General features: G+C 56.5%; 24 protein-coding genes. 12 read left to right on the top strand and 12 right to left on the bottom strand.

From position 1 onward, the window contains the following. Positions 1-1,390 precede the first annotated feature (1,390 nt). Positions 1,391-1,858, top strand: coding sequence for a DUF3237 domain-containing protein (locus IM267_RS09845; protein WP_193033301.1), 468 nt, complete (start codon positions 1,391-1,393; stop codon positions 1,856-1,858). 148 nt (positions 1,859-2,006) lie between these two features. Here the strand turns inward: IM267_RS09845 and IM267_RS09840 are convergent, their stop codons facing one another. Together IM267_RS09840 and IM267_RS09835 are read right to left on the bottom strand one after the other, a co-directional pair. Beyond that, a complete protein-coding gene (locus IM267_RS09840) occupies positions 2,007-2,462 on the bottom strand; it encodes a hypothetical protein (RefSeq protein WP_193033300.1) in 456 nt (151 codons plus the stop codon). Between the two features lie 288 nt (positions 2,463-2,750). Continuing rightward, positions 2,751-3,632: a LysR family transcriptional regulator gene (locus IM267_RS09835; protein WP_107534868.1), complete on the bottom strand. Its 882-nt coding sequence runs from the start codon at positions 3,630-3,632 to the stop codon at positions 2,751-2,753. Between the two features lie 105 nt (positions 3,633-3,737). Between IM267_RS09835 and budA the strand changes: the two genes are divergently transcribed. The 5 genes from budA to IM267_RS09810 all read left to right on the top strand — a co-directional run bounded on the left by budA (position 3,738) and on the right by IM267_RS09810 (position 8,411). Then, the gene (gene budA / locus IM267_RS09830; RefSeq protein WP_193033303.1) at positions 3,738-4,517 is read left to right on the top strand and encodes an acetolactate decarboxylase; all 780 of its coding nucleotides are present in this window, start codon (positions 3,738-3,740) and stop codon (positions 4,515-4,517) included. A gap of 13 nt (positions 4,518-4,530) precedes the next feature. Continuing rightward, on the top strand, positions 4,531-6,210 hold the full coding sequence (gene alsS, locus IM267_RS09825) for an acetolactate synthase AlsS (protein WP_193033299.1): 1,680 nt from the start codon (positions 4,531-4,533) through the stop codon (positions 6,208-6,210). Positions 6,211-6,230: 20 nt separating this feature from the next. Continuing rightward, entirely contained in the window at positions 6,231-7,001 is a 771-nt protein-coding gene (locus IM267_RS09820; RefSeq protein ID WP_045631532.1) for a (S)-acetoin forming diacetyl reductase, read from the top strand. 133 nt (positions 7,002-7,134) lie between these two features. Next, entirely contained in the window at positions 7,135-7,608 is a 474-nt protein-coding gene (locus IM267_RS09815) for a cold-shock protein (RefSeq protein WP_045260739.1), read from the top strand. Positions 7,609-7,715: 107 nt separating this feature from the next. After that, entirely contained in the window at positions 7,716-8,411 is a 696-nt protein-coding gene (locus IM267_RS09810; protein WP_193033298.1) for a GNAT family N-acetyltransferase, read from the top strand. A gap of 47 nt (positions 8,412-8,458) precedes the next feature. Here IM267_RS09810 and IM267_RS09805 read toward each other — a convergent pair whose 3' ends face one another. The 8 genes from IM267_RS09805 to betI form a co-directional block, all read right to left on the bottom strand. After that, positions 8,459-8,677 (bottom strand): YgdI/YgdR family lipoprotein, encoded by a 219-nt coding sequence (locus tag IM267_RS09805; protein ID WP_107534873.1) that lies wholly within the window; start codon positions 8,675-8,677, stop codon positions 8,459-8,461. Positions 8,678-9,131: 454 nt separating this feature from the next. Further along, complete coding sequence (locus tag IM267_RS09800) at positions 9,132-9,935, bottom strand: PhzF family phenazine biosynthesis protein (RefSeq protein WP_193033297.1); 804 nt, start codon at positions 9,933-9,935, stop codon at positions 9,132-9,134. Continuing rightward, positions 9,925-10,593: a transcriptional regulator gene (locus IM267_RS09795; protein ID WP_107534875.1), complete on the bottom strand. Its 669-nt coding sequence runs from the start codon at positions 10,591-10,593 to the stop codon at positions 9,925-9,927. Before IM267_RS09795 ends, IM267_RS09800 begins: the two co-directional genes overlap by 11 nt. 216 nt (positions 10,594-10,809) lie before the next feature. Further along, on the bottom strand, positions 10,810-11,175 hold the full coding sequence (locus IM267_RS09790; protein ID WP_129741670.1) for a hypothetical protein: 366 nt from the start codon (positions 11,173-11,175) through the stop codon (positions 10,810-10,812). Positions 11,176-11,598: 423 nt separating this feature from the next. After that, on the bottom strand, positions 11,599-11,931 hold the full coding sequence (locus IM267_RS09785; RefSeq protein ID WP_112792653.1) for an SMR family transporter: 333 nt from the start codon (positions 11,929-11,931) through the stop codon (positions 11,599-11,601). A 316-nt stretch (positions 11,932-12,247) separates the two neighbouring features. After that, positions 12,248-13,912, bottom strand: coding sequence for a choline dehydrogenase (gene betA / locus IM267_RS09780; protein ID WP_193033296.1), 1,665 nt, complete (start codon positions 13,910-13,912; stop codon positions 12,248-12,250). Positions 13,913-13,925: 13 nt separating this feature from the next. After that, positions 13,926-15,398, bottom strand: coding sequence for a betaine-aldehyde dehydrogenase (betB, locus tag IM267_RS09775; protein ID WP_193033295.1), 1,473 nt, complete (start codon positions 15,396-15,398; stop codon positions 13,926-13,928). A gap of 13 nt (positions 15,399-15,411) precedes the next feature. Further along, on the bottom strand, positions 15,412-15,999 hold the full coding sequence (gene betI / locus IM267_RS09770) for a transcriptional regulator BetI (RefSeq protein ID WP_023334836.1): 588 nt from the start codon (positions 15,997-15,999) through the stop codon (positions 15,412-15,414). 128 nt (positions 16,000-16,127) lie between these two features. On the opposite strand from betI, the gene betT reads away from it, so the two are divergent. The 5 genes from betT to IM267_RS09745 all read left to right on the top strand — a co-directional run bounded on the left by betT (position 16,128) and on the right by IM267_RS09745 (position 21,805). Beyond that, complete coding sequence (gene betT, locus IM267_RS09765) at positions 16,128-18,161, top strand: choline BCCT transporter BetT (RefSeq protein WP_063866018.1); 2,034 nt, start codon at positions 16,128-16,130, stop codon at positions 18,159-18,161. A 242-nt stretch (positions 18,162-18,403) separates the two neighbouring features. Beyond that, positions 18,404-19,315 (top strand): metal ABC transporter substrate-binding protein, encoded by a 912-nt coding sequence (locus IM267_RS09760; protein ID WP_193033294.1) that lies wholly within the window; start codon positions 18,404-18,406, stop codon positions 19,313-19,315. Positions 19,316-19,317: 2 nt separating this feature from the next. Next, complete coding sequence (gene sitB, locus IM267_RS09755; protein ID WP_131636138.1) at positions 19,318-20,124, top strand: iron/manganese ABC transporter ATP-binding protein SitB; 807 nt, start codon at positions 19,318-19,320, stop codon at positions 20,122-20,124. After that, positions 20,121-20,969 (top strand): iron/manganese ABC transporter permease subunit SitC, encoded by an 849-nt coding sequence (sitC, locus tag IM267_RS09750; RefSeq protein WP_193033293.1) that lies wholly within the window; start codon positions 20,121-20,123, stop codon positions 20,967-20,969. The genes sitB and sitC overlap by 4 nt, the downstream gene beginning before the upstream one ends. Then, positions 20,966-21,805 carry a metal ABC transporter permease gene (locus IM267_RS09745; protein ID WP_193033292.1) on the top strand — a complete coding sequence of 280 codons (840 nt, stop codon included), beginning with the start codon at positions 20,966-20,968 and terminating at the stop codon, positions 21,803-21,805. The genes sitC and IM267_RS09745 overlap by 4 nt, the downstream gene beginning before the upstream one ends. Here IM267_RS09745 and entD read toward each other — a convergent pair. Both entD and IM267_RS09735 read right to left on the bottom strand, forming a co-directional pair. Further along, positions 21,741-22,433 carry an enterobactin synthase subunit EntD gene (gene entD / locus IM267_RS09740; RefSeq protein WP_193033291.1) on the bottom strand — a complete coding sequence of 231 codons (693 nt, stop codon included), beginning with the start codon at positions 22,431-22,433 and terminating at the stop codon, positions 21,741-21,743. The two genes, IM267_RS09745 and entD, sit on opposite strands and share 65 nt — an antisense overlap. Positions 22,434-22,495: 62 nt before the next feature. After that, entirely contained in the window at positions 22,496-24,736 is a 2,241-nt protein-coding gene (locus tag IM267_RS09735) for a TonB-dependent siderophore receptor (protein WP_193033290.1), read from the bottom strand. Positions 24,737-24,881: 145 nt separating this feature from the next. On the opposite strand from IM267_RS09735, the gene fes reads away from it, so the two are divergent. Continuing rightward, a complete protein-coding gene (gene fes / locus IM267_RS09730) occupies positions 24,882-26,081 on the top strand; it encodes an enterochelin esterase (protein ID WP_193033289.1) in 1,200 nt (399 codons plus the stop codon).

The raw sequence follows: 26,081 nt of genomic DNA, 5'->3' as shown, positions 1-26,081 counted from the left end.
AACGTTCTGGTAGAAAGCCTGTACTCCAGATTTTGAAAAATATTATATCCATATAGAATAACGTCTGAGAAAAAGGGCACGGCCACTCCTTAGAGGTCTATCCATCTCATATCCATGACACTTTTTTTCATATCTTTACAATGAATTGTTGTTCACCAGGTACGAGAAAAATAGTATTTCATTAAAAAAAAGGTGGCAATGAGACAGGTTTATCAAAATAAAATACCAAAATAATAATATTCAACACATTTATAACTTTGAATGTTGAATCCTGAGTGATAAAAATCTATATGATAATAAAATGTTGCTTTCATTCTCTGTTTTTTAACAATATTTAAACGTCAGAACATTTATCTAATTAAAGTTTCTTTATGGATTTATATAAAAAACAACCAAAAATTATCTTAATTTTCAATGACTTGTGATTATCAATTAAAGGCGTTAAGCCATATCCTAACCAGGTGGATTTAGGAATAGTCAAAACAGCGCGTTAAATCCGCTTAAAACTCTGGCAACATAAATGAATCTAAATTAACAAATGGTAACCCCGAACAATATCTTGCAACATGGTTAGGAGAATAATCTATTCAAATCAGCAGGTTACCTGCATGTGAGCGAGGTCATTATTTCCCCATATCGGTAACCCTCTAAAAATCTCCTGGATCGACATCCAGGACTGAACATATATAAAGGAAAAATGACCATACCTGTGCCACAGCTGTCTGGCGTAGGCAACTATATAGTCAGCAGTGTAAACATTTCACGGACTGATATCATTACGCCAGGGTATTAATAATATTTTAATAATCATCTTTAATTGAATGATGATTGAATGCGCGCGCGTAGGGTGAATAAGTGATTAGTTAATCGCTTTGAATTACGTATGGGCTCCCGTTGTATACCCGCCCTTTGTAAAAGGTTATCCGTGCGCTGCTTTACACAAAACAGTTCATTGCATTCAACAAAGTTTCTTTTACTAACATCAAAATAATTGGGGGAGCTTAGTTCTGTATAGGTGAGAACAGGGTGGTTGCCCAATTTAACAAGGGTAACAGTGCATTTTTCGCCATTTCACCCGTCATTATGCGCTGCACGCTGCTGCTTCAGATAAGCGGAATTCTCGCATGCTTTTCGCCATGTTGCTGACCTGAACCCAGACGGTCTTAAGATTTTCTGAGCATAACTGCGCTTTAAAGCATAGGCCGGATCGTAATAACCTTGTCCGCCCTGGATTTTTGAAAAAGGTTTAACACGGTTTCCCTGTGGGGTGTTGTGACTGTAGTTGTTTTTTCAACAACCTTAATGATTTAAATATGTGATGAAATCAATTCACATTTTGCGCTATTTTGTGTGTGGCTATTGCTATAGAGTGAAGTCTCAGGAGGATCTCATGGAGCCAAAACTCGAATTTTCTTTCAGTGTTGATATTGTTGTCGATCGGCCGATCGTTGTTTCTAACTCTCCTGTGACAGGAAAGCGTCAGTTAATACCTATTTTGAGTGGAACAGTTTCCGGGGGACTAACGGGTGAGGTTCTGCCTGGTGGTGTTGATAGTCAGATCATAGAGCCTAATGGAGTCTGCCGACTTTCTGCAAGGTATGCTTTAAAGGTCTCAGAAGGGACAATTTATATTGAAAATAACGGTATACGCAAAGTGCCAGCAGAGTTTACACATTTGCTTTTTACCGAGGGCATGAGTTTTTTCAATCACATTTTACCCTCTGACATTTATTTTAAAACGGTGCCTGTTTTTGAGGTCGATTCGCCTGAACTTGAATGGCTGAGGACATCAATTTTTATCTGTTCTGCAAGCCGTACATCTGATGGTGTAAAGCTAGATTTTTATCGTGTGAGCTGATTTCCGTCTCGTATATTTTTGACTACTCCCCACCGTAACCTTTATAGCAGTGATGGGACTAAGAATTGACAGGCTCTCCGTGGGATAAACCTGCCCGCCCGGGAGTTTACATATTACCCAGTAGTATTACGTTCTCCCATCACCCGCCTCAGTGCGCCGTTATATAAGGCTCTTTTACAAACTCCGCCAGCAGCCAGACCATATCATGCAACAGCCCGGTGAGTTCTTTCGCCACGCTCGCAGGCAACGTCCCGCCCATTACCGCCAGCGTTAACGCCACGGCATAATCCACCTGTAGCGCCGTTTCTTGCCAGCATTCCGGCACGCAGGAGGCTATCTTTTCCCCCGCAATGAGCCGTTCAACCAGATACGGCGGAAGTGCCGAGTCACAGCATTCCCGCAGCCGTTTCAGCGTAGCCAGTAGGCGCTCGCATAGCGTGGCAAATGTCACTGCGTCGTAAGTTTCCACCAGTACGCTTACGTAAGCGGCGCAGGCATCGGCCAGTTCGAAGAGATCCGCAGAATCGGAAATTGGGTGGTTGATGAGCTGATGAACAGCACTTTCCTCAGAAAGCGCGTAGGAAAATTCAGGGGTAGTCGCCATTTAGCATCCTCTTGGTCTAAAAATGTTTTGTCATGCTAACGGGTTCCTACGCCCGGTTACGGATGTGCCGCAACGCAGGCACTTTAAAACCGCGAAGAAGGGATGAAAAGGGATAACCCTGAATTACATAAGGTTGCTTGCGGGTTTGCGAGGCGGCTTCCAGAAAGGCATTGCCGGGTGGCGGCTACGCCTTACCCGGCCTACAAAACCGCGAACAAGCCAACCAACCCGCGACACGAACCGTAGGCCCGCGCAAGCGCAGCGCCGCCGGGCACAGCCGCACCGTAGCTACCCCTCGCTCATCATCGCCAGAAACCGCTTCACCGTTCGCGAACGTTCAAAGCGCCGCCAGCAGAGCGCGATATCGGTATAAAGCTCCGGTGAGCGCAGCGCATGGTAGGTGACATTCGGCGGCGAAATAGCGGCCATGGATTTCGGCACCAGCGCGAACCCGCCGCCAGCGGAGACCATGCTCAGGGAAGAGGAAAGTTGTGAAGATTGCAGCATGTGCTGCATATCGATTCCGGCCCGCTCGCAGCTGCCGTAAACGCGGTCGTACAGCCCCGGCGCGACCTCCTGCGGGAACAGCACCACCGGCGTATCCCGAAGTTCCTCCAGCGCCAGATCGCCGCACGTCGCCAGGGGATGATCGCGATGCAGCGCCACCACCATGGGCTCCCGGTCGAGGATTTTTAATTCGAACACTTTGCTGCTTTCGCACGGCAGGCGCACAAAGGCGATATCCAGCTCACCCTCCGCCAGCATCGTGGTCAGCGACGACATGTTGGCTTCCACCTGATGAACCTGCACCGCCATGTTCTGCACCTGAAACTGGCGGATCAGGGCGAAGATTTTGGGATGAAAGGCATCCGAACTGGTAATGCCAATCGACAGGCTGCCGTTCAGCCCGCGCGCGATGCCCCGGGCTTTTTCCAGCGCGGCGTCGCTCAGCGCCAGGATCTTACAGGCGTCCTCATAGAAGGCTTCTCCCGCTTCGGTCAGCTCCACGCCCCGCGTCAGGCGCCTGAACAGCGGCGTGCCCACTTCCTCCTCAAGCCGTTTGATCTGCTGGCTCAGAGGAGGCTGTGAAATACCCAGCGCGTTGGCCGCCCTGGTGAAGTGTCGCTCGCGTGCTACCGCGACAAAATAGCGCAGATAACGAAGTTCCATATCAAAAACGTCTCAAACCAGCATGGATTCTATATTGGAACTCTCTGCTGAATCGGGTCAACATTTATTTAACCTTTATAAATAAAGTTGAAGAGGACGAGCATGATGATGCATTCATCTGCATGCGACTGTGAGGCGAGTTTATGCGAGACCCTGCGCGGGTTCTCGGCTCAACATCCTGACAGCGTGATCTATCAGACATCGCTAATGAGCGCCCTGCTAAGCGGCGTGTACGAAGGGGAGACCACCATCGCCGACCTGCTGGCACACGGTGATTTTGGCCTCGGCACCTTTAACGAGCTGGACGGCGAAATGATTGCCTTCAGCAGCCAGGTGTATCAGCTGCGCGCCGACGGCAGCGCCCGCGCCGCGAAGCCGGAGCAGAAAACGCCGTTCGCGGTGATGACCTGGTTCCAGCCCCAGTACCGCAAAACCTTTGACGGGCCGGTCAGCCGTCAGCAGATCCACGACGTGATCGACCAGCAGATCCCCTCCGATAACCTGTTCTGCGCGCTGCGCATCGACGGCAACTTCCGCCATGCCCACACCCGCACCGTTCCGCGCCAGACGCAGCCGTACCGGGCGATGACCGACGTGCTGGACGACCAGCCGGTGTTCCGCTTTAACCAGCGCGAGGGTGTGCTGGTGGGGTTCCGTACCCCGCAGCATATGCAGGGGATAAACGTGGCGGGCTATCACGAACACTTCATCACCGACGACCGACAGGGCGGCGGCCATCTGCTCGACTACCAGCTGGAAAGCGGCGTACTCACCTTCGGTGAAATCCACAAGCTGATGATTGACCTGCCTGCCGACAGCGCGTTTTTACAGGCCAACCTGCACCCCAGCAACCTTGATGCGGCTATCCGCGCCGTCGAAAACTAACAGGAGAACTACCGTGAACAGTGAGAAACAGTCACGTCAGTGGGCGCACGGCGCCGATATGGTTGTCGGCCAGCTGGAAGCGCAGGGCGTGAAGCAGGTGTTCGGGATACCGGGGGCGAAAATCGACAAGGTTTTTGACTCCCTGCTGGACTCCTCCATCGAGATCATTCCCGTACGCCACGAGGCCAACGCGGCGTTTATGGCGGCGGCAGTGGGGCGGTTGACCGGTAAAGCCGGGGTGGCGCTGGTCACCTCCGGGCCGGGCTGTTCGAACCTGATCACCGGCATCGCCACCGCCAACAGCGAAGGCGACCCGGTGGTAGCGCTGGGCGGGGCGGTGAAGCGGGCGGATAAAGCCAAGCTGGTGCATCAGAGCATGGACACCGTCGCGATGTTCAGCCCGGTGACCAAATACGCCGTAGAAGTGAACTCCCCGGACGCGATTGCCGAGGTGGTGTCCAACGCGTTTCGCGCCGCCGAGCACGGCAGGCCGGGCGGGGCGTTTGTCAGCCTGCCGCAGGATATTGTCGACCAGCCCACCACGGGAGCGATTTTGCCCGCGAGCGGTCCCGCGCTGATGGGCCCGGCACCGGAATCCGCCATTAACGACGTGGCGAAGCTTATCGAAAAGGCCAAAAACCCGGTCATCTTACTCGGCCTGATGGCCAGCCAGCCCGCCAACAGCGCCGCGCTGCGCAAGCTGCTGGAGAAAAGCCGTATCCCGGTCACCAGCACCTACCAGGCCGCCGGGGCGGTGAATCAGGAGCACTTCACCCGTTTTGCCGGACGCGTCGGCCTGTTTAACAACCAGGCGGGCGACCGGCTGCTGCATCTGGCGGATCTGATTATCTGCATCGGCTACAGCCCGGTGGAGTACGAGCCAGCCATGTGGAACAGCGGCGATGCCACCCTCGTGCACATCGACGTGCTGCCCGCCTATGAGGAGCGCAGGTATGTTCCCGATCTGGAGCTGGTAGGGGATATCGCCGCCACGCTGAACCTGCTTGCTAACCGGATCGATCGCAAGCTGGAGCTGAGCCAGCGTGCGTCAGAAATTCTGGTCGATCGCCAGCATCAGCGGGACCTCCTCGACCGCCGCGGCGCCTCGCTTAACCAGTTTGCCCTGCACCCGCTGCGCATCGTCCGCGCCATGCAGGACATCGTGAACAGCGACGTGACGCTCACCGTCGATATGGGCAGCTTCCACATCTGGATCGCCCGCTACCTCTACAGCTTCCGCGCGCGTCAGGTGATGATCTCCAACGGTCAGCAAACCATGGGCGTGGCGCTGCCGTGGGCGATTGGCGCGTGGCTGGTCAACCCGGGGCGCAAGGTGGTGTCGGTCTCCGGGGACGGCGGCTTTTTGCAGTCGAGCATGGAGCTGGAAACCGCCGTGCGCCTTAACGCCAACGTGCTGCACATCATCTGGGTGGATAACGCCTACAACATGGTGGCGATCCAGGAAGAGAAAAAATACCAGCGTCTTTCCGGCGTGGAGTTCGGCCCGGTCGACTTCAAAGCCTATGCCGACGCGTTCGGCGCAAAAGGTTTTGCCGTCGAGAGCGCCGACGCGCTCGAACCGACGCTGCGTGCGGCAATGGATGTCGATGGCCCGGCCGTAGTGGCCATTCCCGTCGACTACAGCGATAACCCGCTGCTGATGGGCCAGCTCCATCTCAGCCAGATTTTGTGAATCAACATAAGGACAGAGAAATGCAAAAAGTGGCTCTCGTAACCGGCTCCGGCCAGGGAATTGGCAAAGCGATCGCGCTTCGTCTGGTGAAGGATGGTTTTGCCGTCGCTATCGCCGATTACAACGAAGAAACGGCGAAAGCGGTAGCCGATGAAATCACCCGCAGCGGCGGGAAGGCCGTCGCCGTGAAGGTCGACGTCTCTGACCGCGAGCAGGTGTTTGCGGCCGTGGAGAAAGCCCGCACCGAGCTGGGCGGCTTCAACGTCATCGTCAATAACGCCGGGGTTGCGCCGTCTACCCCCATCGAATCCATCACCCCGGAGATTGTCGACAAGGTCTACAACATCAACGTGAAAGGGGTGATCTGGGGCATTCAGGCCGCGATAGACGCGTTCCGCAAAGAAGGGCACGGCGGAAAAATCATCAACGCCTGCTCCCAGGCGGGGCATACCGGTAACCCGGAGCTGGCGGTATACAGTTCCAGCAAGTTCGCGGTACGCGGCCTGACCCAGACGGCCGCGCGGGATCTCGCCCCGCTGGGGATCACCGTTAACGCCTACTGCCCGGGCATCGTTAAAACGCCGATGTGGGCGGAAATTGACCGTCAGGTCTCCGAGGCGGCGGGTAAACCGCTTGGCTATGGCACAGAAACCTTTGCCAAACGCATCACGCTTGGCCGTTTGTCCGAGCCGGAAGACGTGGCCGCGTGCGTCTCTTACCTTGCGGGGCCAGACTCCGACTACATGACCGGCCAGTCCCTGCTGATTGACGGCGGGATGGTGTTTAACTAAAAAATAATGATAAGCTCTGACATGAACTTTCCCCTGCTCCCGTGCAGGGGCTTTTTTTTGTCTCCTCAGCCATTGTGGATTACACTGCGCGCTGCAAAACTTTAGTCTTGAGATCTGACAGGCGGTAACAGCGATGAACGGTACAATCACAACGTGGTTTAAAGATAAAGGCTTTGGATTTATCAAAGATGAAAACGGCGACAACCGCTATTTTCATGTGATTAAGGTCGCCAACCCTGATCTGATTAAAAAAGATGCGGCGGTGACCTTCGAGCCAACCACCAACACCAAAGGCCTTTCCGCGTATGCGGTGAAGGTGATCCCGGAGAGCAAGCATCTCTATATCGCGGGCGAGCGCGTGAAGCTCACCTCGATCAAGTCCTTCGTGGTATTCAGCGAGGAAGAGCCCGTTGAGACCAAAATCGACAAAGAGAACGCGGTGCTCTCGGTGGGGCTGCTGATGAACAGCATCAAACCAAAATCCGACAAGAAGCCGGGCGAAATGCGTACGGTGAAGAAGCTGGCGATCACCACCTTCCAGAACACGACGATGATCTTTACCGAAGATGAAATCGACATCGACGCCACGGTAAAACTACTGAAGTAAACTTATGCCGGGTGGCGGTTCCACGTTACCCGGCATGCATTTCCTCTCTTTTCGTCCGCTTTTTAACCTGCTATAACACACTCCTTACCTTTCAGGGAGTCATCGCCGTGCCCGAAATCAATCAACATGGTCAAACCGTTAACGATATCGTCCCGGACTGGAAATGCGCCCGCGCGCTGACCCGCTCCGCGCTCGTTGGTCAGTATTGTCGTCTGGAGCCGCTCGATGCCGATCGCCATTCCGCAGATCTGTATGAAGCGTATGCTCTGGGCGACGACAGCGACTGGACGTGGCTTGCCAGCAACCAGCCCATGAGCGTGGAAGCCACCGCGCACTGGGTGCTCGGCAAAGTGCTGGATGACGATCTGGTGCCCTATGCCGTGATTGATTTGCGCACCGAGCGCGCCGTGGGGCTGGTCTGCTACATGGCGATAGAGCGGTTCCAGGGCTCGGTGGAGATCGGCCATGTGACCTGGTCGCGCAGAATGAAAGGCACCCGCATTGGCACCGAAGCGGTGTGGCTGCTGCTGAAAAATGCCTTCGAGCATAAATACCGTCGGCTGGAGTGGAAGTGCGATTCGATGAACACCGCCTCACGCAACGCGGCGGAGCGGCTGGGGTTTGTCTGGGAAGGACGTCTGCGCCAGAAGCTGGTGCGTAAGGGGCGTAACCGCGACAGCGACATGCTCTCTATTATTGACGGCGAATGGCCGCAGAGGGACGCGGCGCTGCGCGCGTGGCTGGCAGCAGAGAATTTTGATGCGCAAGGGCATCAGATTAAGCGGCTAGAGGCATTTCGTTAGAACGGTATCGCGGGCAGAGCGCAATGCGGCTGCTCTGCCCACGAACGTTATTTCTCGATCATCTGGATAATTTGATCGCGGTTGATAGCATGTTCATTGCCCGCAACGTCCTCATAGGTAATTAAACCGTTGTCATCATCGACTTCCGGCTTTCCGTGGGTAATAATCATTTCGCCATTTTTCTTTTGTAATACGTAGTCGCTGGAGCACCCTGTAACCGTCAGGGTCATCAGTGCCAGACTCATTACTGCTGCTAAATTTTTCATCTTAATGCCTGTAATTAAAAAGACCACCGGGGCCGAATAAGGTTACTGACATTCACCTCATAAAAAAGGGAGATATCAGTAACACTGTATATATCAAAACCATAAACAGGAGCGTCACAATAACAACGCGACGTTCAAGGGGCGTAACGGCCGCTTTAGATCTTTCATCTGGTTTCGTTGACATGATTTTCTCTCATTTAGCCTGCGAGCGTTAGACTAAGCCGTGACCACGCCAGTAATAGCGTGCCAGTGACAAATAAACAGCAAAAAAGCAGTTCAGGATGATATACCTGCGTAATGACAACGTTATTTATTTTTCCCGAGCGCCAGGTTAAGCGTAAGGCGTCATGAATAGACCTCACGCTATTTAATAAAATATAAAGCGTTTATGATAATTCGCAGCAGTAAACCGACTGAACCCTTTCACCCACGTTTACGCAGCACGTCCGTGTGCTTACAGAATAAAGGTTCCTTCAATCATCAGGCACGCTTTGCCTGAGAGCTCGACGCGTCCGTTGTTCTTAACATGGCAAATCAGTTCGCCTTTACGGCTCCCGCCCTGTTGCGCGCGCAACGTCTTCTTCGACAGTTTTTCGCTCCACAACGGTGCCAGAAAGGTGTGGGCAGAACCCGTCACCGGATCTTCATTTACTCCCACCTGCGGGCCGAACCAGCGGGAGCGAAAATCGAAGGTGCGTGAGGCGGCAGTAACCACCACGCCGCGCGTGTTAAACCTTTCCAGCGCGGAAAAATCAGGCTTCAGCGCATCCAGCCTGTCTTCATCATCAATGACGACGATGAGATCGGACGCCTGCCAGGTTTCTCCGGCGTTTTCCTCCAGCCCTAGCGCCTCAAACAACCCTTCCGGAGCGGTAATGCGGGACGGGATCGCCTGTGGGAAATCCAGCGTGTATTGCTCACCATCCGAGGTGACGTTCAGCTCGCCGCTGCGGGTGAAAAAACGCACGCTTTCAGAGGCGTGGTCACGGCTTAAGAGAACGCTCGCAGCGGCAAGCGTCGCATGGCCGCAAAGATCCACTTCCACCGCAGGGGTGAACCAGCGAAGCGCGAAACCGTCGTCCTGCTTAACCACAAACGCGGTCTCGGAAAGATTGTTTTCCGTAGCGATACGCTGGAGAACATGCGCGTCCGGCCAGGCGTCCAGCAGGCAGACGGCCGCGGGATTGCCCGTAAAGGGACCGTCAGAGAAGGCGTCAACCTGGTAAAACGGAATGCGCCGGGGACTGTTATTTTTCACCCATCACCTCAAGATCGTTATAAACCGTATAGCGCGTCACGCCCAGGGCCTGTGCCGCGTGCTGGACGCCACCCCGCATTTTGAAAATGCCTTTCGCGTGCATTTCAGCGACTATCTTAAGCCGCTGCGCTTTCTGAACCTTTTTGCCCGGGACCGAATGTTTATCGATGATTTCCTGGATTGACTGCTCGATGATGCCGCCCAGGTTCATATCCTGCGGGTCTGAATCGGCAAGCGGGCTGCCCGTTATCGCGTCCAGGCACTTGCGCATTTGCTCGTAAGGAGAGGTATCGATATTGATGCAAAAGGCCATCAACGGTACGCCTTCCTCGCTGTAGTAAATTGTCGAGGCGCTGCTCAGGATCCGTCCGGATGCCGTGACGGTTTTATAATTTTTTACCGTGACCGGGGTGCTGTCTTTGCTGTTTTTAAGCAGCAGGGCAAATCCTTTGTCTTTTTCAGGGCCTGACAAAAGATTGTCACCCGCTTGTCTGCCGCTGACGTGCCCGTTGATGATTTTTACCACGGACTGATCTGGCATGGTGAGGTTGTGCAGGACTATCTCATGATTCGCCGACAACGTACCTGCAAGCGCTTCCATTGCCGCTTCCAGCGGCCCGGAAATCAGTTCAATCTGTTTGGCGTAATCTGATTTCATCGTTGTTCCTTTATGTTTGGCATGGTCAGATGTCGTGCTTAAAATCTCACTGACCTTAAAGTATATCGATAGTGTTTAATTATCAACAAAAAGTTGATAAATGCGTTGTGAGCACACAGATTTTATGCCGTATCAGGCGGTCGGCGATAAATTAAGATATTAATATTTAAGGTAAAAAAAAAGCCTCTGATGAAAGAGGCTCAGGGGAACGTATTCTCAGCGGTTTTGAAGGGCATGACGCGTTTTGCCGTGAGGGCAGGACTTGAAAATGCAGCGGGTTGTGGTCGTACAATATGGATTTTCAGGTTCTCTGTCTCCCGGACAGCTGGACATATTGTGCATTACCCGCCAGAGCGTTGGGCTGTATTTATCAATCTGAATAATGTTCACCGAACGTAGTTGCCCGGAAATAACAAAGCCTTTGTTACTAACCTTAATGTTATCTCCCGGCTTGATAAGATAGTCGCCATTATACCAGAGCAGATATTTATGATTATGTTGTGTAACTATTTTAGTGAAAAACGTTCCAGTAATAGGGCTGACAATCGTCCCTAACGAAATCCATAATTTTGTTGTTTCCACTCATTTACCTTTTTAACAAATATTATACTCTTTGAAAGCAGTTTAGCTACCTCCGTAAAGAGTACATAATAGATATTGCCTATCCATCGGATTAACGCCGATATGCATCGACTAATTCTTCTGTCAAATATATCGGCAATAATTTACATTAATAAAACGTTACGTTGAAATTTTCACAAAAACGTCTTCACGGTGTTGATGCAGGCGAAGGATATAGGGGGAGTCTGATTAATGCTCATCCCAGAGAGACAGCACCTCCTCGACGCTTCTTACCCCATCGCGAAAAAAATTAACATGACGCTTTTCGATATAAAGAATTTCAAGCGTTAACACCAGAAAGAGAAACACAACGAAGCAGATTAAAAGATTTTTGATCATAAAGTGTACCGGGCGACGTGATACCTGACGGGATAAAGCTGCCGCTCAGTGTCCTGTTGAATTCGAAAACAGATTTATCACCATCACGCCGGCAATAATAAGGCCTATTCCTGTCAGGGCCGCCATATCCAGCTTTTGACCATAAATAATCCATCCTGCCAGGCTAATCAGTACGATCCCGGCCCCTGACCACACCGCATAAATAATTCCCGTTGGGATTGTTCTCATGGGGATGGTTAATGACCAGAACGCAATGATGTAAAACATCACCGTGATGACGGAGGGCCACAACCGGGTGAAGCTGTCGGATAGTTTTAATGCCGTCGTCGCAATGACTTCAGATGCGATTGATAATAAAAGAAAAAGATAGGTATTCATTCAGATGCCTGTTTTTAGATACTCCGGTTTCCCAGGTGGGGGGGAAAAATATTATCAACAATAAGTTGTAAATTAAACTCAGTGTTTAATTTGTGTGAGCCAGCGCACCTTCTCTGGCCTGAAGGACGGCAGCCGGAGAATGGCTGAGGGGAGCAATCAGAGGACGCTCACTCGGTTGGATATAATTTGACCTAATTTGTCGTTCTGTAAAAAAACGTAATAATAAGTAATGGATATAGGTCGCGGAGAATTACCTGAGCGATGCCAGAAGGGTAAATCCTTTCCCCCTCGCCCTGGCGGGGAGAGGGGGAATGTCTTATCGGCGAACCGGCGCGCCATTCGCCACGTAATACGCCGCCGTGCTCTTCGCCAGCGGCTCGCGCCCGCGAATGGCATCAGCAATTTTCTCACCGATCATAATCGTGGTGGCGTTCAGGTTGCCGGTAATAATCTGCGGCATGATCGACGCATCCACCACGCGTAATCCTTCCAGCCCGTGAACGCGACCTTCACCGTCAACCACCGCCATCTCGTCGTAGCCCATTTTGCAGGTGCCGCACGGATGGAAGGCGGTTTCAGCATGGTTACGCACGAACTCGTCCAGCTGTTCGTCGGTCTGGCATTCGACGCCCGGGCTGATTTCACGACCGCGGTATTTGTCCAGCGCCGGCTGGTGCATGATCTCGCGGGTGATGCGAATCGCGTCGCGGAACTCCTGCCAGTCCTGCTCGTGGGACATATAGTTAAACAGGATCGCCGGATGCTGGTGCGGATCGCGAGATGTAATGCGCACGTGCCCGCGGCTCGGGGAGCGCATGGAGCCGACGTGGCACTGGAAGCCGTGTTCCTTCACCGCGTTCGAGCCGTTGTAGTTAATCGCTACCGGCAGGAAGTGGTACTGAATGTTCGGCCACGCGAACTCCTCGCGGCTGCGGATAAACCCGCCCGCTTCGAAGTGGTTGCTCGCACCTACGCCGGTGCCGCCAAACAGCCACTCCGCGCCAATCTTCGGCTGGTTCCACCATTGCAGGGCAGGGTAGAGGGAAACCGGCTCTTTACATTCATACTGGAGATACATCTCCAGGTGATCCTGCAAGTTTTCCCCCACGCCGGGTAAATCATGCACCAGCGGGATATCGAACTGCTTCAGCAGCTCAGCGTTGCCCACGCCGGAACGCTGGAGGATCTGCGGAGACGCAATGGCGCCTGCACACAGGAGGACTTCTTTATTCGCCGTCGCTTTTGACGGAATGGTGCTTTCGCCTTCCAGCCACTCAACGCCCGCCGCGCGCTTGCCGTCAAAAATAATGTGATCGGTCATGGCGTGGGTACGGATGGTCAGGTTAGGACGCGGTTTTGCCTGGTCCAGATAGCCGCGCGCGGTGCTGGCGCGTCGGCCCTGCGGCGTGACCGTGCGGTCCATCGGGCCAAAGCCTTCCTGCTGGTAGCCGTTGAGATCGTCGGTGCGCGGATAGCCCGCCTGCACGCCTGCTTCCACCATTGCTTCAAACAGCGGGTTCACGCCCGGCTTAGAGGTGGTGACGCTCACCGGACCGTCGCCGCCGTGGTAGTCGTTCGGCCCCACGTCGCGGGTCTCTGCCTTGCGGTAGTAGGGCAGACAGTTGAGGTAGCTCCAGTGCTCCAGACCCGGTGCTTTCGCCCAGTTGTCCAGATCCATCGCGTTGCCGCGCACGTAGCACATGCCGTTGATCAGCGACGAGCCGCCCAGCCCTTTTCCGCGTCCGCACTCCATGCGGCGGTTGTTCATGAAAGGCTCTGGCTCGGTTTCATACGCCCAGTTGTAGCGCTTGCCCTGGAGCGGGAAGGCCAGCGCGGCGGGCATCTGGGTGCGGAAATCAAAGCGGTAGTCCGGCCCGCCCGCCTCAAGCAGCAGGACGGTGGTGTTCGGATCTTCAGTCAGTCGTGTAGCCAGTACGTTGCCGGCAGAGCCGGCCCCGATAATGATATAGTCAAATTGCAAATAAACCTCCCGGTTAAAATATGGACTGGAATTTACCCATCTCAACCTGGATGGACTTCACCTGGGTGTAGCTCTGAAGCGTCATTACGCCGTTCTCGCGGCCAATGCCGGAGTGCTTGTAGCCGCCAACCGGCATCTCCGCGGCGGATTCACCCCAGGTGTTGATCCAGCAGATGCCCGCTTCAAGCTGATGAATCGCGCCGTGCGCGCGGTTCAGATCGGCGGTGACGATGCCCGCCGCCAGACCGTAGTCGGTGTCGTTGGCGCGGCGAATGGCTTCTTCATCGCTTTCATAGGTGAGGATGGACATCACCGGGCCGAAGATCTCTTCGCGCACGATGGTCATCTCGTCGGTGCAGTCGGTGAACACGGTCGGGGCTACCCACGCGCCGTTATCAAACCCGTCGCCCTTCAGCACGTCGCCGCCGCACAGCACGCGCGCGCCTTCCTCTTTACCTTTGGCGATGTAGCGCATCACGCTGTCGCGGTGCGGGAAGCTGACCATCGGGCCAAAGTTGGTGCTTTCATCGAACAGATCGCCCGCGCGGATGCGGCCCACGCGCTCAACGATTTTCTGCTCAAACGCGGCCTTATATTTTGCAGGCACGAACACGCGGGTGCCGTTGGTGCACACCTGTCCGGAACTGAAGAAGTTGGCCATCATGGCGATGTCTGCGGCGAGATCCAGATCCGCATCGTCAAACACAATCAGCGGGGATTTGCCGCCCAGCTCCATCGTCACCTCCTTCAGGGAGGAGGCCGCGGCGTTCGCCATCACCTTTTTGCCGCTGGCGACGCCGCCGGTGAAGGAGACTTTGGCGATGCCCGGATGCTCGGTCAGGTACTGGCCGGTTTCCGCGCCCACGCCCGGCAGGACGTTAAACACGCCGTCCGGGAGACCCGCCTCGGTGTAGATTTCCGCCAGTTTCAGGGCGGTGAGCGGGGTCACTTCGCTCGGCTTGAAGATCATCGCGTTGCCCGCCGCCAGCGCCGGGGCCGATTTCCACAGAGCGATCTGGATCGGGTAATTCCACGCGCCGATGCCCGCCACCACGCCCAGCGGCTCGCGGCGCGTGTAGACAAATGAGGTGTCGCGCAGCGGGATCTGGCTGCCTTCCAGCGCCGGGATCAGCCCCGCGTAGTACTCCAGCACGTCCGCGCCGGTGACGATGTCGACGGTCGAGGTTTCAGAAAACGCCTTACCGGTGTCGAGGGTCTCCAGCTTCGCCAGCGCGTCGTTGCGCTCGCGCAGGATATCGACGGCGCGACGCAGGATGCGCGAGCGCTCCATGGCGGTCATCGCCGCCCAGATTTTTTGCCCGCGCGTTGCGCTCTCTACGGCGCGGTCCACGTCTTCGCGCCCGGCGGCCTGCACGCTCGCCAGAACTTCACCGTTGGCCGGGTTGATGGTCTCGAAGGTACGACCGCTGGTGGCGGATGTATAACCACCATTGATATAAAGCTGCTGTTCTGCCATTCGGGACATGCTTCCTCCTCGGTTATTCGGTCGGTAAATGCTGGCTGATAAAGTGGCTGGTGAGCGATTGCGCGAGGGTTTTGTCCAGCGGTTTGCCGCTCAGCGCGGCGCGCAGCCACAGCCCGTCAATCAGCGCGGCGAGCCCGTAGCCCGCCTCTTCAGCCTGTTCACGCGGCAGCTCGCGGCGGAACTCGTACACCAGGTTTGAGAGCAACCGGCGGCTGCTGACCTGCTGCAAACGGTAGAGCATCGGCTGATGCATGCTGCTCGCCCAGAAGGCCAGCCAGGCCTTCATCGCCGCGCCGCTGACCTGGGTTTCATCAAAATTGCCGCCGACAATCGCCTGCAAACGCTGCTCCGCGCTGCCGTTCGGCAGGGCGCGTAAGCGGCTTAATACCGCGTCGCGCAGCTGGCCGGTGATGTCGCGCATGGTCGCTTCCAGCAGGCCGTTTTTATCTTTGAAATAGTGGCTGATGATCCCCGTGGACACGCCCGCCCGACGGGCGATCTGCGCGATGGTTGCGTCATGCATTCCCACTTCATTAATTGCTTCCAGCGTGGCGTCGATAAGCTGCCTGCGCCGGATCGGCTGCATCCCCACTTTGGGCATTTTTGCCACTCCATTCATCAGCGTTGGTAATCTATTAAAGCGGTTTTTGATTGGACGTTCAATATAAAATGTGTCTTAATTGTTGCGATTTTGGATTTCAATAGTTACAAAAACAGTGGGGATACTGGATGACAGACCTTTCACAAGACAGAGAAAAAGACAAAATCAATCCGGTCGTTTTTTATACGTCCGCCGGGCTGATTTTGTTGTTTTCCCTGACGACCATTTTCTTTAGCGATTTTTCTGCCGAGTGGATTGGCCGCACCCTGAACTGGGTGTCGAAGACCTTCGGCTGGTACTACCTGCTGGCGGCGACGCTCTATATCGTCTTCGTGGTCTGCATTGCCTGCTCGCGCTTCGGCTCGGTGAAGCTTGGGCCAGAGCAGTCCAAGCCCGAGTTCAGCCTGCTGAGCTGGGCGGCAATGCTGTTTGCCGCGGGCATCGGCATCGACCTGATGTTCTTCTCGGTAGCCGAGCCGGTCACGCAGTATATGCAGCCGCCGGAAGGGGCGGGGCAGACGATGGAGGCCGCGCGACAGGCGATGGTCTGGACGCTGTTCCACTACGGCCTGACAGGATGGTCGATGTATGCCCTGATGGGGATGGCGCTCGGATACTTTAGCTATCGTTATAATTTGCCCCTCACCATCCGCTCCGCGTTGTACCCAATTTTCGGGAAAAGAATTAACGGCCCGATTGGCCACAGCGTCGATATCGCGGCGGTCATTGGCACCATCTTCGGCATCGCGACGACGCTCGGCATTGGCGTGGTCCAGCTCAACTACGGGCTGAGCGTGCTGTTTGATATCCCGGATTCGATGGCGGCGAAAGCGGCGCTGATTGCGCTCTCGGTGATTATCGCCACCATTTCGGTGACCTCCGGCGTGGATAAGGGCATCCGCGTGCTCTCTGAGCTAAACGTGGCGCTGGCGCTGGGCCTGATCCTGTTCGTGCTGTTTATGGGCGACACGTCGTTCCTGCTCAACGCTCTGGTACTGAACGTGGGGGACTACGTGAACCGCTTCATGGGCATGACGCTGAACAGCTTCGCCTTTGACCGCCCGGTGGAGTGGATGAACAACTGGACCCTGTTCTTCTGGGCGTGGTGGGTCGCATGGTCGCCGTTTGTCGGCCTGTTCCTGGCGCGTATTTCCCGCGGGCGCACCATTCGTCAGTTTGTGATGGGCACCCTGATCATCCCGTTCACCTTTACCCTGCTGTGGCTGTCGATTTTCGGCAACAGCGCTCTGCACGAGATCATCCACGGCAACGCAACCTTTGCCCAGGAAGCGATGGCGCACCCGGAGCGCGGCTTCTACAGTCTGCTGGCGCAGTATCCGGCGTTTACCTTTAGCGCCTCGGTAGCGACCATTACCGGCCTGCTGTTTTACGTCACCTCGGCGGATTCCGGCGCGCTGGTGCTGGGGAACTTCACCTCGAAGCTGAAGGACATCAACAGCGACGCGCCGAACTGGCTGCGCATCTTCTGGTCCGTCGCCATCGGCCTGCTGACGCTCGGCATGCTGATGACCAACGGCATTTCGGCGTTGCAGAACACCACGGTGATCATGGGCCTGCCGTTCAGCTTTGTGATCTTCTTCGTGATGGCCGGGCTGTATAAATCGCTCAAGGTGGAAGACTACCGCCGCGAAAGCGCCAGCCGCGACACCGCGCCGCGGCCGATGGGCGCCCAGGACCGGCTGAGCTGGAAGAAGCGCCTGTCGCGCCTGATGAACTACCCGGGCACGCGCTACACCAGCCAGATGATGGAAACCGTCTGCTTCCCGGCGATGGAAGAGGTGGCGCAGGAGCTGAAGCTGCGCGGTGCGTACGTGGAGCTGAAAAACCTGCCGCCGGAGGAGGGCGAAACCCTGGGGCACCTGGATCTGCTGGTGCACATGGGCGACGAGCAGAACTTTGTCTATCAGATCTGGCCGCAGCAGTACTCGGTGCCTGGGTTTACCTACCGGGCGCGCAGCGGGAAATCAACCTACTACCGGCTGGAGACGTTCCTGCTGGAAGGTAGCCAGGGGAATGATTTGATGGATTACAGCAAGGAGCAGGTGATTACGGACATTCTGGACCAGTATGAACGGCACCTGAACTTTATTCATCTGCACAGGGAAGCGCCGGGGAATAGCGTGATGTTCCCGGATGTTTAAGTAATGACAAACTCCTTTAATTAAAAATCCAGCCATTTTTTTGCCGGGTGGCGCTGCGCTTACCCGGCCTACAAAACTCCAAAACTGCTTTTCCGTAGGCCTGATAAGCGAAGCGCCATCAGGCACGCCCTTCATTGACATAACTTTAATGATAACCATTTTCATTTAAATATAGCCTGTGCTATATCTTATAGCACGGGCTAATTTTGCTTTGAATTTAACCACCTCAGGAGACTTCTGCGATGCACCCATTGCAAGGATTAAAGCGTCTGTTGCTCGGCGCGCTGCTCACGGCTACGACCAGTACGGGCGCGCTGGCGGCTGAAAAGTTCCAGGTCATCACCACCTTTACCGTCATCGCGGATATGGCGAAAAACGTGGCGGGGGATGCCGCAGACGTCACCTCCATCACCAAACCGGGCGCTGAAATCCATGAGTACCAGCCGACGCCGGGGGATATCAAACGCGCGCAGAAGGCGCAGCTGATCCTGGCGAACGGCATGAATCTGGAGCTGTGGTTCCAGCGTTTTTATCAGCATCTGAACGGCGTGCCGGAGGTGATTGTCACCCAGGGCATTACCCCGATGGGCATCAGCGAGGGGCCGTACGACGGCAAGCCCAACCCGCACGCGTGGATGTCGCCGGACAACGCGCTGATTTACGTCAATAACATCCGCGACGCGCTGGTGAAGTACGACCCGGCGAATGCGCAGACGTATCAGCGCAACGCTGACGCCTACAAGCAGAAGATCGTCGCGACCCTCGAACCGCTGCGCAAGCAGGTGGCGGCGATCCCGGAAGACAAGCGCTGGATGGTGACCAGCGAAGGCGCCTTCTCCTATCTTGCGCGGGATCTGGGCATGAAGGAACTTTACCTGTGGCCGATCAACGCCGATCGGCAGGGGACGCCGCAGCAGGTGCGCAAGGTGATCGATCTGGTGAAGAAACATCGCATCCCGGCGGTATTCAGCGAAAGCACGGTTTCCGATAAGCCGGCGCGTCAGGTGGCGCGGGAAACCGGCGCCCACTACGGCGGCGTGCTGTACGTAGACTCCCTGAGCGCGGAAAACGGCCCGGTGCCGACCTATATCGATCTGCTGAACGTCACCACCCGCACGCTGGTGCAGGGCATTCGCGACGGCATGAAGGAGTGACCATGCAAAAGGGGATTGTCGTTACGGACGTGACCGTGACCTACCGCAACGGCCACACGGCGCTGCGCAATGCGTCGTTCAGCGTGCCCGGCGGATCGATTGCCGCGCTGGTGGGGGTGAACGGCTCCGGCAAGTCCACGCTGTTTAAGGCGGTGATGGGCTTTGTGCGGGCGGCGAGCGGCAGCATCACCCTCCATGGGCTGCCGCCTCACCGGGCGCTACGCCAGAACCTGGTCGCCTACGTGCCGCAGTCGGAAGAGGTCGACTGGTCGTTTCCGGTGCTGGTCGAGGACGTAGTGATGATGGGCCGCTACGGGCATATGGGATTTCTGCGGCGGCCTAAAGCGCAGGATCGGCAGATCGTAACCGACGCCCTGAAGCGCGTGGATATGCTCGAGCTGCGCCATCGGCAGATTGGCGAGCTCTCCGGCGGGCAAAAGAAGCGCGTCTTCCTGGCGCGGGCGATTGCCCAGCAGGGCGAGGTGATCCTGCTCGACGAGCCGTTTACCGGCGTGGACGTTAAAACCGAAGCCAGAATCATCAGCCTGCTGCGCGAGTTGCGCGATGAGGGCAAAACCATGCTGGTCTCGACCCACAATTTAGGCTCGGTCACGGAGTTTTGCGATTACACGGTGATGGTCAAAGGCACCGTGCTGGCGAGCGGTCCGACGGAAACCACCTTTACCGCCGAAAACCTTGAGCGCGCCTTCAGCGGCGTGTTGCGCCACGTGGTGCTCAGCGGCTCGGAAGAACGCATCATCACCGACGATGAGCGGCCCTTCGTGACGCACCGGCAGGAGGCCAAATGAACGCGCTTCTTGAACCCTTCGGCTATGAGTACATGCTCAACGCGATGTGGGTCTCGGCGATGGTGGGCGGGCTGTGCGCGTTTCTCTCCTGCTACCTGATGCTCAAAGGCTGGTCGCTGATCGGCGATGCGCTCTCGCACTCCATCGTGCCGGGCGTGGCGGGGGCTTACATGCTCGGGCTGCCGTTCTCGCTGGGGGCGTTTTTATCGGGCGGGCTGGCGGCGGGAAGCATGCTGTTTCTCAACCAGCGCAGCCGCCTGAAGGAGGACGCCATCATTGGACTGATCTTCTCCTCCTTTTTCGGGCTGGGGCTGTTTATGGTCTCGCTCAACCCGACCTCGGTGAATATTCAGACCATCGTGCTTGGCAATATTCTGGCTATCGCCCCGGAGGATATCGTCCAGCTGGCGATTATCGGCGTGGTGTCGATGGTTATCCTGCTGTTCAAATGGAAAGATCTGATGATGACCTTTTTTGATGAGAACCACGCCCGCGCCATCGGCCTGCGCCCGGCGCGCCTGAAGGTTCTGTTCTTCACGCTGCTGGCGGTCTCCACCGTGGCGGCGCTGCAAACCGTTGGCGCGTTTCTGGTGATTTGCCTGGTGGTTACGCCCGGCGCAACCGCGTGGCTGCTCACCGACCGCTTCCCGCGCCTGCTGATGATTGCCGTCGCCATTGGCAGCCTCACCAGCTTCCTCGGCGCGTGGGCCAGTTATTATCTGGACGGTGCCACCGGCGGCATTATTGTGGTCGCCCAGACGCTGCTGTTCCTGCTGGCGTTCGTCTTTGCGCCGAAGCACGGGCTGCTCGCCAGCCGCCGTCGCGCGAAGGAGGCACACCCATGATGGCGCTGCTCCTTGAACCCTTCCAGTTTGCGTTCATGAATAACGCGCTGCTGATTTCACTTCTGGTAGCCGTGCCCTGCGCGCTGCTGTCGGTTTTTCTGGTGCTCAAAGGCTGGGCGCTGATGGGCGATGCCATGAGCCACGCGGTGTTTCCCGGCGTGGTGCTGGCGTGGGTGATGGGCCTGCCGCTGGCGGTGGGTGCATTCGTTGCCGGTCTGTTCTGCGCGATCGCCACCGGCTACCTGAAGGACAACAGCCGGATCAAGCAGGATACGGTGATGGGGATTGTCTTTTCCGGGATGTTCGGCGCCGGGCTGAGCCTCTATATCGCCGTCAAACCTGAGGTGCATCTCGACCACATTCTGTTCGGCGATATGCTGGGCATTAACGGGATGGACATACTGCAAAGCGGTCTCGTCGCGGGGGTGATCGCGCTGGTGATTGGCCTGAAGTGGCGCGATTTCCTGCTGTTCTGCTTTGACTATCAGCAGGCGCAGGCGAGCGGCCTGCGCGCCCGATGGCTGCACTACGGCTTACTGTGCATGGTTTCGCTGACCATCGTGGCGACGCTGAAGGCGGTGGGGATCATTCTGTCGATTTCGCTGCTGATTGCCCCCGGCGCGGTGGCGGTGCTGATCGCCCGACGCTTTCACATGGCGCTGCTGGTGGCAGTGGCGGTATCAGTACTGATGTCGGTCAGCGGCGTCTATGCCTCGTTTTATCTCGACAGCGCGCCCGCGCCGACCATCGTGGTGCTGTTCGCGGTGGTGTTTATCGTGACGTTTGTGGTGACCAGCGTGAAGGCGCGTCGGCAGGAACGTGTGACAGCAGGGTAATCGCCTGCTCGCCGTGCTGCTGCCAGTGCAGGGTGAAGGCGGTGCCTTCGTTAAAGCCTGCCAGTTGACGGTTCAACGCCAGCGTAAGCGTCTTATCGTCGAGCAGGGTGACGCAGGCGCTGTCAAAACCCATATATGTCTGCGCCTGGGAAAAGAGGGCCTTGAACAGGCTCTCTTTGGCGCTGAAAACCAGCGTCAGGGCGAGGGCGAACGGGTATCCCGAGCGGGAAAGTACGCGCTCTTCCTGGGCATCTATAATGCCATCCTTAATTTCTCTGGCTTCATTTTCGGGCAGAATGGTTTCGCAGTCGATGCCGATAAGCGCGTGTCGATCGCGAACCACTACCGCCATGGCCTGGGTGCCGCTGTGGGTGATGCTGCCTGAAATTCCGTCCGGCCAGAGCGGTTCCCCGCTGGGGCCGATAGCGGGAACGGTGTGGTCAGGCAAGGCGTGCGCGGCGGCGATGCGTCCTGCCAGATGGTCAGCCTTGCGTTTACGTCCGGCATTAGCGAGCTGGGCGTGATGGGGAAGCCAGAGGAGATCGGCGTCGGTGAAGGTGACGGGGTCGAAGCTGATGCGGTGGAGAGTGAGGCCGGCGAGGGAAAATGTGCTGTGGGTGGTGTGCATGGTTTTTCCCCTCACCCTGACCCTCTCCCCGGAGGGGAGAGGGAAGGATTGACTTCAGTGCCTTAAAAACGCGTATTCACGGTCATGTACCAGGTGCGACCCGGTTCATTATACGTGTAGGCACCCGCACCGTACATATACGCACCGGTGGTGGCATTTCCGGTCGTCTGGGCATTACCCGCGCGCCACTGGCGCTTGTCGAAGACGTTGTCCACGCCGCCGGTCAGGCTAACGTTTTTGGTCACGTCCCAGGTGGCGCTCAGGCCAACGATGCTGTACGGGCTGACTTCGTCTTTCTCAGACCCGGTCACCGGCTGACCTTTGTAGTTGTACTTCTTCGGCTGCTGCTTGCCGTACCAGGTAAAGGTCGACTGAAGCGACACGTCCTGATGCACCTGCCAGCTCAGGGTCGAGTTCAGCGTGTACTCCGGAATGATCGACAGGCGATCGCCGGTCTCCTTGTTCTTGCTTTGCAGCATATAGGTGATGTTGTTGGTCCAGTTGATGGTGTCGCTGACCGGCACGTTCAGGGAGCCTTCCAGACCTTCCACCACCGCCTTCGGCACGTTTTCCCACTGGTAGATATCGGTGGTGACTTTACCGGTGGAGGTCTGGCCAATCGGCGCGTAGCCCGCTTCAATCTTGTTGCGGTAGTCGTTGCGGAACCAGGTCACGCCCGCCAGCCAGCCGTCGCGTTTCCACTCCAGGCCAATCTCTTTGTTGATGCTGGTTTCCGCTTTCAGATCGTCGTTACCCATCATGTAGCAGCCCACGCCGTCGGAACTGGCGTAGCAACCCTGGCCTTTACTGTACAACAGGTAGTTCGGGTTGGTCTGGTACAGGCTTGGCGCTTTATAAGCGCGCGCAATCCCCATCTTCAGGGTGAAGTCATCCCCCAAACCCTGCGACAGGTTCAGGGACGGGCTCCAGTTATTGCCCACGATGGTGTGGTGATCGAAGCGCAGGGCAGGGGTCAGCATGGTGCTGTCGGTCAGCTCCATGTTGTTCTCAGCGAACAGGGAGAAGATCTCCGCTGACGTGTACGGGCTACGGTCTTCGCTCATGCCCGGGATGGTGCCACCCTGCTGGGTTTGCGTGAAGGAGGTTGAATCCTTCATCCGCTGCTGGTTCCACTCGGTGCCGAGCGTCAGGTTCTGGTTCACAATGAAATCAATCGGCAGGTTGATTTCGCTGTGCAGCATCACGTCGGCCAGATCGGTATCGGTGAATTTATTGCTGTTGAACAGGCCTTCCAGACCGCCCGCCAGCCCTTCGCCCAGACGAGAGTTGCGGGTGTGTTCGTACTGCGCCCAGTTGCTGGTGGTAATGCCGTTATCCCAGCCGCCGTTCCAGGTCACGGCGAAGTTCTGGCGATAAATACGGTTGGTCTCTTTGCCGTAGTTTTTCTTCACCAGCGCGTTGTCGTTGTTGGTGTTCTGCGTGTCACCCGCATACAGGTTGTTCTGGCGGCTGTAGCCCGCTTCAAACTCCAGCGACTGCATCGGCGCGAAGTCCCAGCGCACCACGCCATTGATGTCTTTGTTCTCTACACCCTCGCGGCCCGCGGGCAGGGTGTTGGCGTAAGCGCCCGTACGGTCAGACTGATGGCCCTGGTTAATGTCCCACGCGTCGGCCTGGGTTTTGTCCAGATTACCGAACATGCGGAAGCTGAAGTCGCCGCCCAGCGGGCCGCTCAGGCTGAAGTTGGTGCGCTTGGTAGAACCTTCGTCTTTATGTTCTGGCGCGTTCAGGTAGGTGTTCCAGGAGCCGTGCCACTGGTCGTCGAATTTTTTGGTGATGATGTTCACCACGCCGCCCGCCGCGCCGTTACCGTAGCGCGCGGCGGCCGGGCCGCGGATCACTTCGATACGCTCGATCATCTCCGGCGGCACCCAGCCGGTATCGCCGCGAGTATCACGCTCGCCGCGCCAGCCCAGGCGAATCGAGTTGCGGCTGGTGACGGGCTTGCCGTCGATCAGGATCAGGGTGTTTTCCGGGCCCATGCCGCGAATGTCGATCTGACGGTTGTTCCCGCGCTGGCCGCTGGTGGAGTTCCCGGTCAGGTTAACGCCCGGCATGGTGCGGATGATTTCCGCCACGTCCCGCGCGGGCGGGTTTTTGCGGATCTCATCGGCGGTGATGGTCGACACGCCAGGCGCCTGCAAATTCTGCTCGGCGGCGGTGATCACCATGGTGTCTTCGTGCTGCGCGGAGGCGGCGTTGTCGTCTGCCATGGCGGGCAGCGCGACGCCATAAATCCCTAAATTGACCAGCAAGGCCAGAGAGTGAATCTTCTTATTCATTGTACGTCCCGCTTTTATGGTTATTTATGAACGCGCTTCCCACAGCGCGGGCAATACGCTATTGCAAATGCAAATAGTTATCAATAATATTATCAATAAAATTTGCTCTGAAACAAAAAATATTGTTAAACATGGGGTTATAAGGGTGACGGCGTTAACAACCGGAAGTGAAGCGTGGTGGCAGTCGAAAAACGGGCCGGAATGGGAACGTCATGAGGAAAACTATCGCGTCACATTCTGGTGGCGGGACCCGGCAGGAACCCAGCAGACCTCAACGATCAAGCGCGTCTGGCTCTACGTTACCGGCGTGACCGACCACCATCAGAATGCCCGCCCGCAATCGCTTGAACGTATCCCGGATACCGACGTCTGGCACTGGCAGGGGGAGTTCAGCCCCGAATGGCGCGGCAGCTACTGTTTTATCCCCTCCGATAACGAAAACGATTTTGCCGATGCAGTGTTTAAAGGCGATCAGCCGGACCGCATGGCGCTGCGCGAAGGCTGGCGAAAACTGCTGCCGCACGCAATTTCTGATCCGCTGAATGCGCAGAGCTGGCGCGGCGGGCGCGGGCACGCCGTCTCGGCGCTGGAAATGCCTGCGGCCCCCGTTCAGCCGGGCTGGAACCATCCCGATACGCCTTACAAAAAGCCCGTCTGCATTACGTGGAACAGCGCGCGCCTGAAGAACCGTCGCCGCGTGTGGATTTTTACCACCGGCGATGATAACCCCGGTCGCCCGCTGGCGGTCCTCCTCGACGGGCAGTTCTGGGCCGAAAGCATGCCTGTCTGGCCCGCGCTGGCGTCGCTCACCCGTGAAGGCAAACTGCCGCCAGCGGTTTACGTGCTGATCGACGCGATAGACACCGCGCACCGCAGCCGCGAGCTGCCCTGCAACCCTGATTTCTGGCTGGCGGTGCAGGAAGAGCTTCTCCCGCAGGTGAACAGCATTGCGCCCTTCAGCGATCGCGCCGATCGCACCGTGGTGGCGGGCCAGAGCTTCGGCGGGCTCTCTTCGCTCTATGCCGGCCTCAACTGGCCGCAGCGGTTTGGCTGCATCCTCAGCCAGTCCGGATCTTACTGGTGGCCGCACCGCGGTGCACAGCAGGACGGGCTGCTCATCGAACAACTTAAAGCGGGTGAAAAAACCGCTCGCGGGCTGCGCATCGTCCTTGAGGCCGGGCGCAATGAGCCGCTTATCTTGCGCGCAAACCAGGCGATTTACGCCGAACTACACGCACAGCAACCGGTATTCTGGCGTCAGGTTGACGGCGGACACGATGCGCTTTGCTGGCGCGGTGGGCTGACGCAGGGGCTGATGACCCTCTGGCAGCCGCTCATTCAATAA

Source organism: Enterobacter cloacae complex sp. P15RS (assembly GCF_014895905.1).
Lineage (GTDB): Bacteria > Pseudomonadota > Gammaproteobacteria > Enterobacterales > Enterobacteriaceae > Enterobacter > Enterobacter quasihormaechei.
The sequence above is the reverse complement of the archived record's forward strand: the minus strand, read 5'-3'. Positions and strand labels throughout refer to the sequence as shown.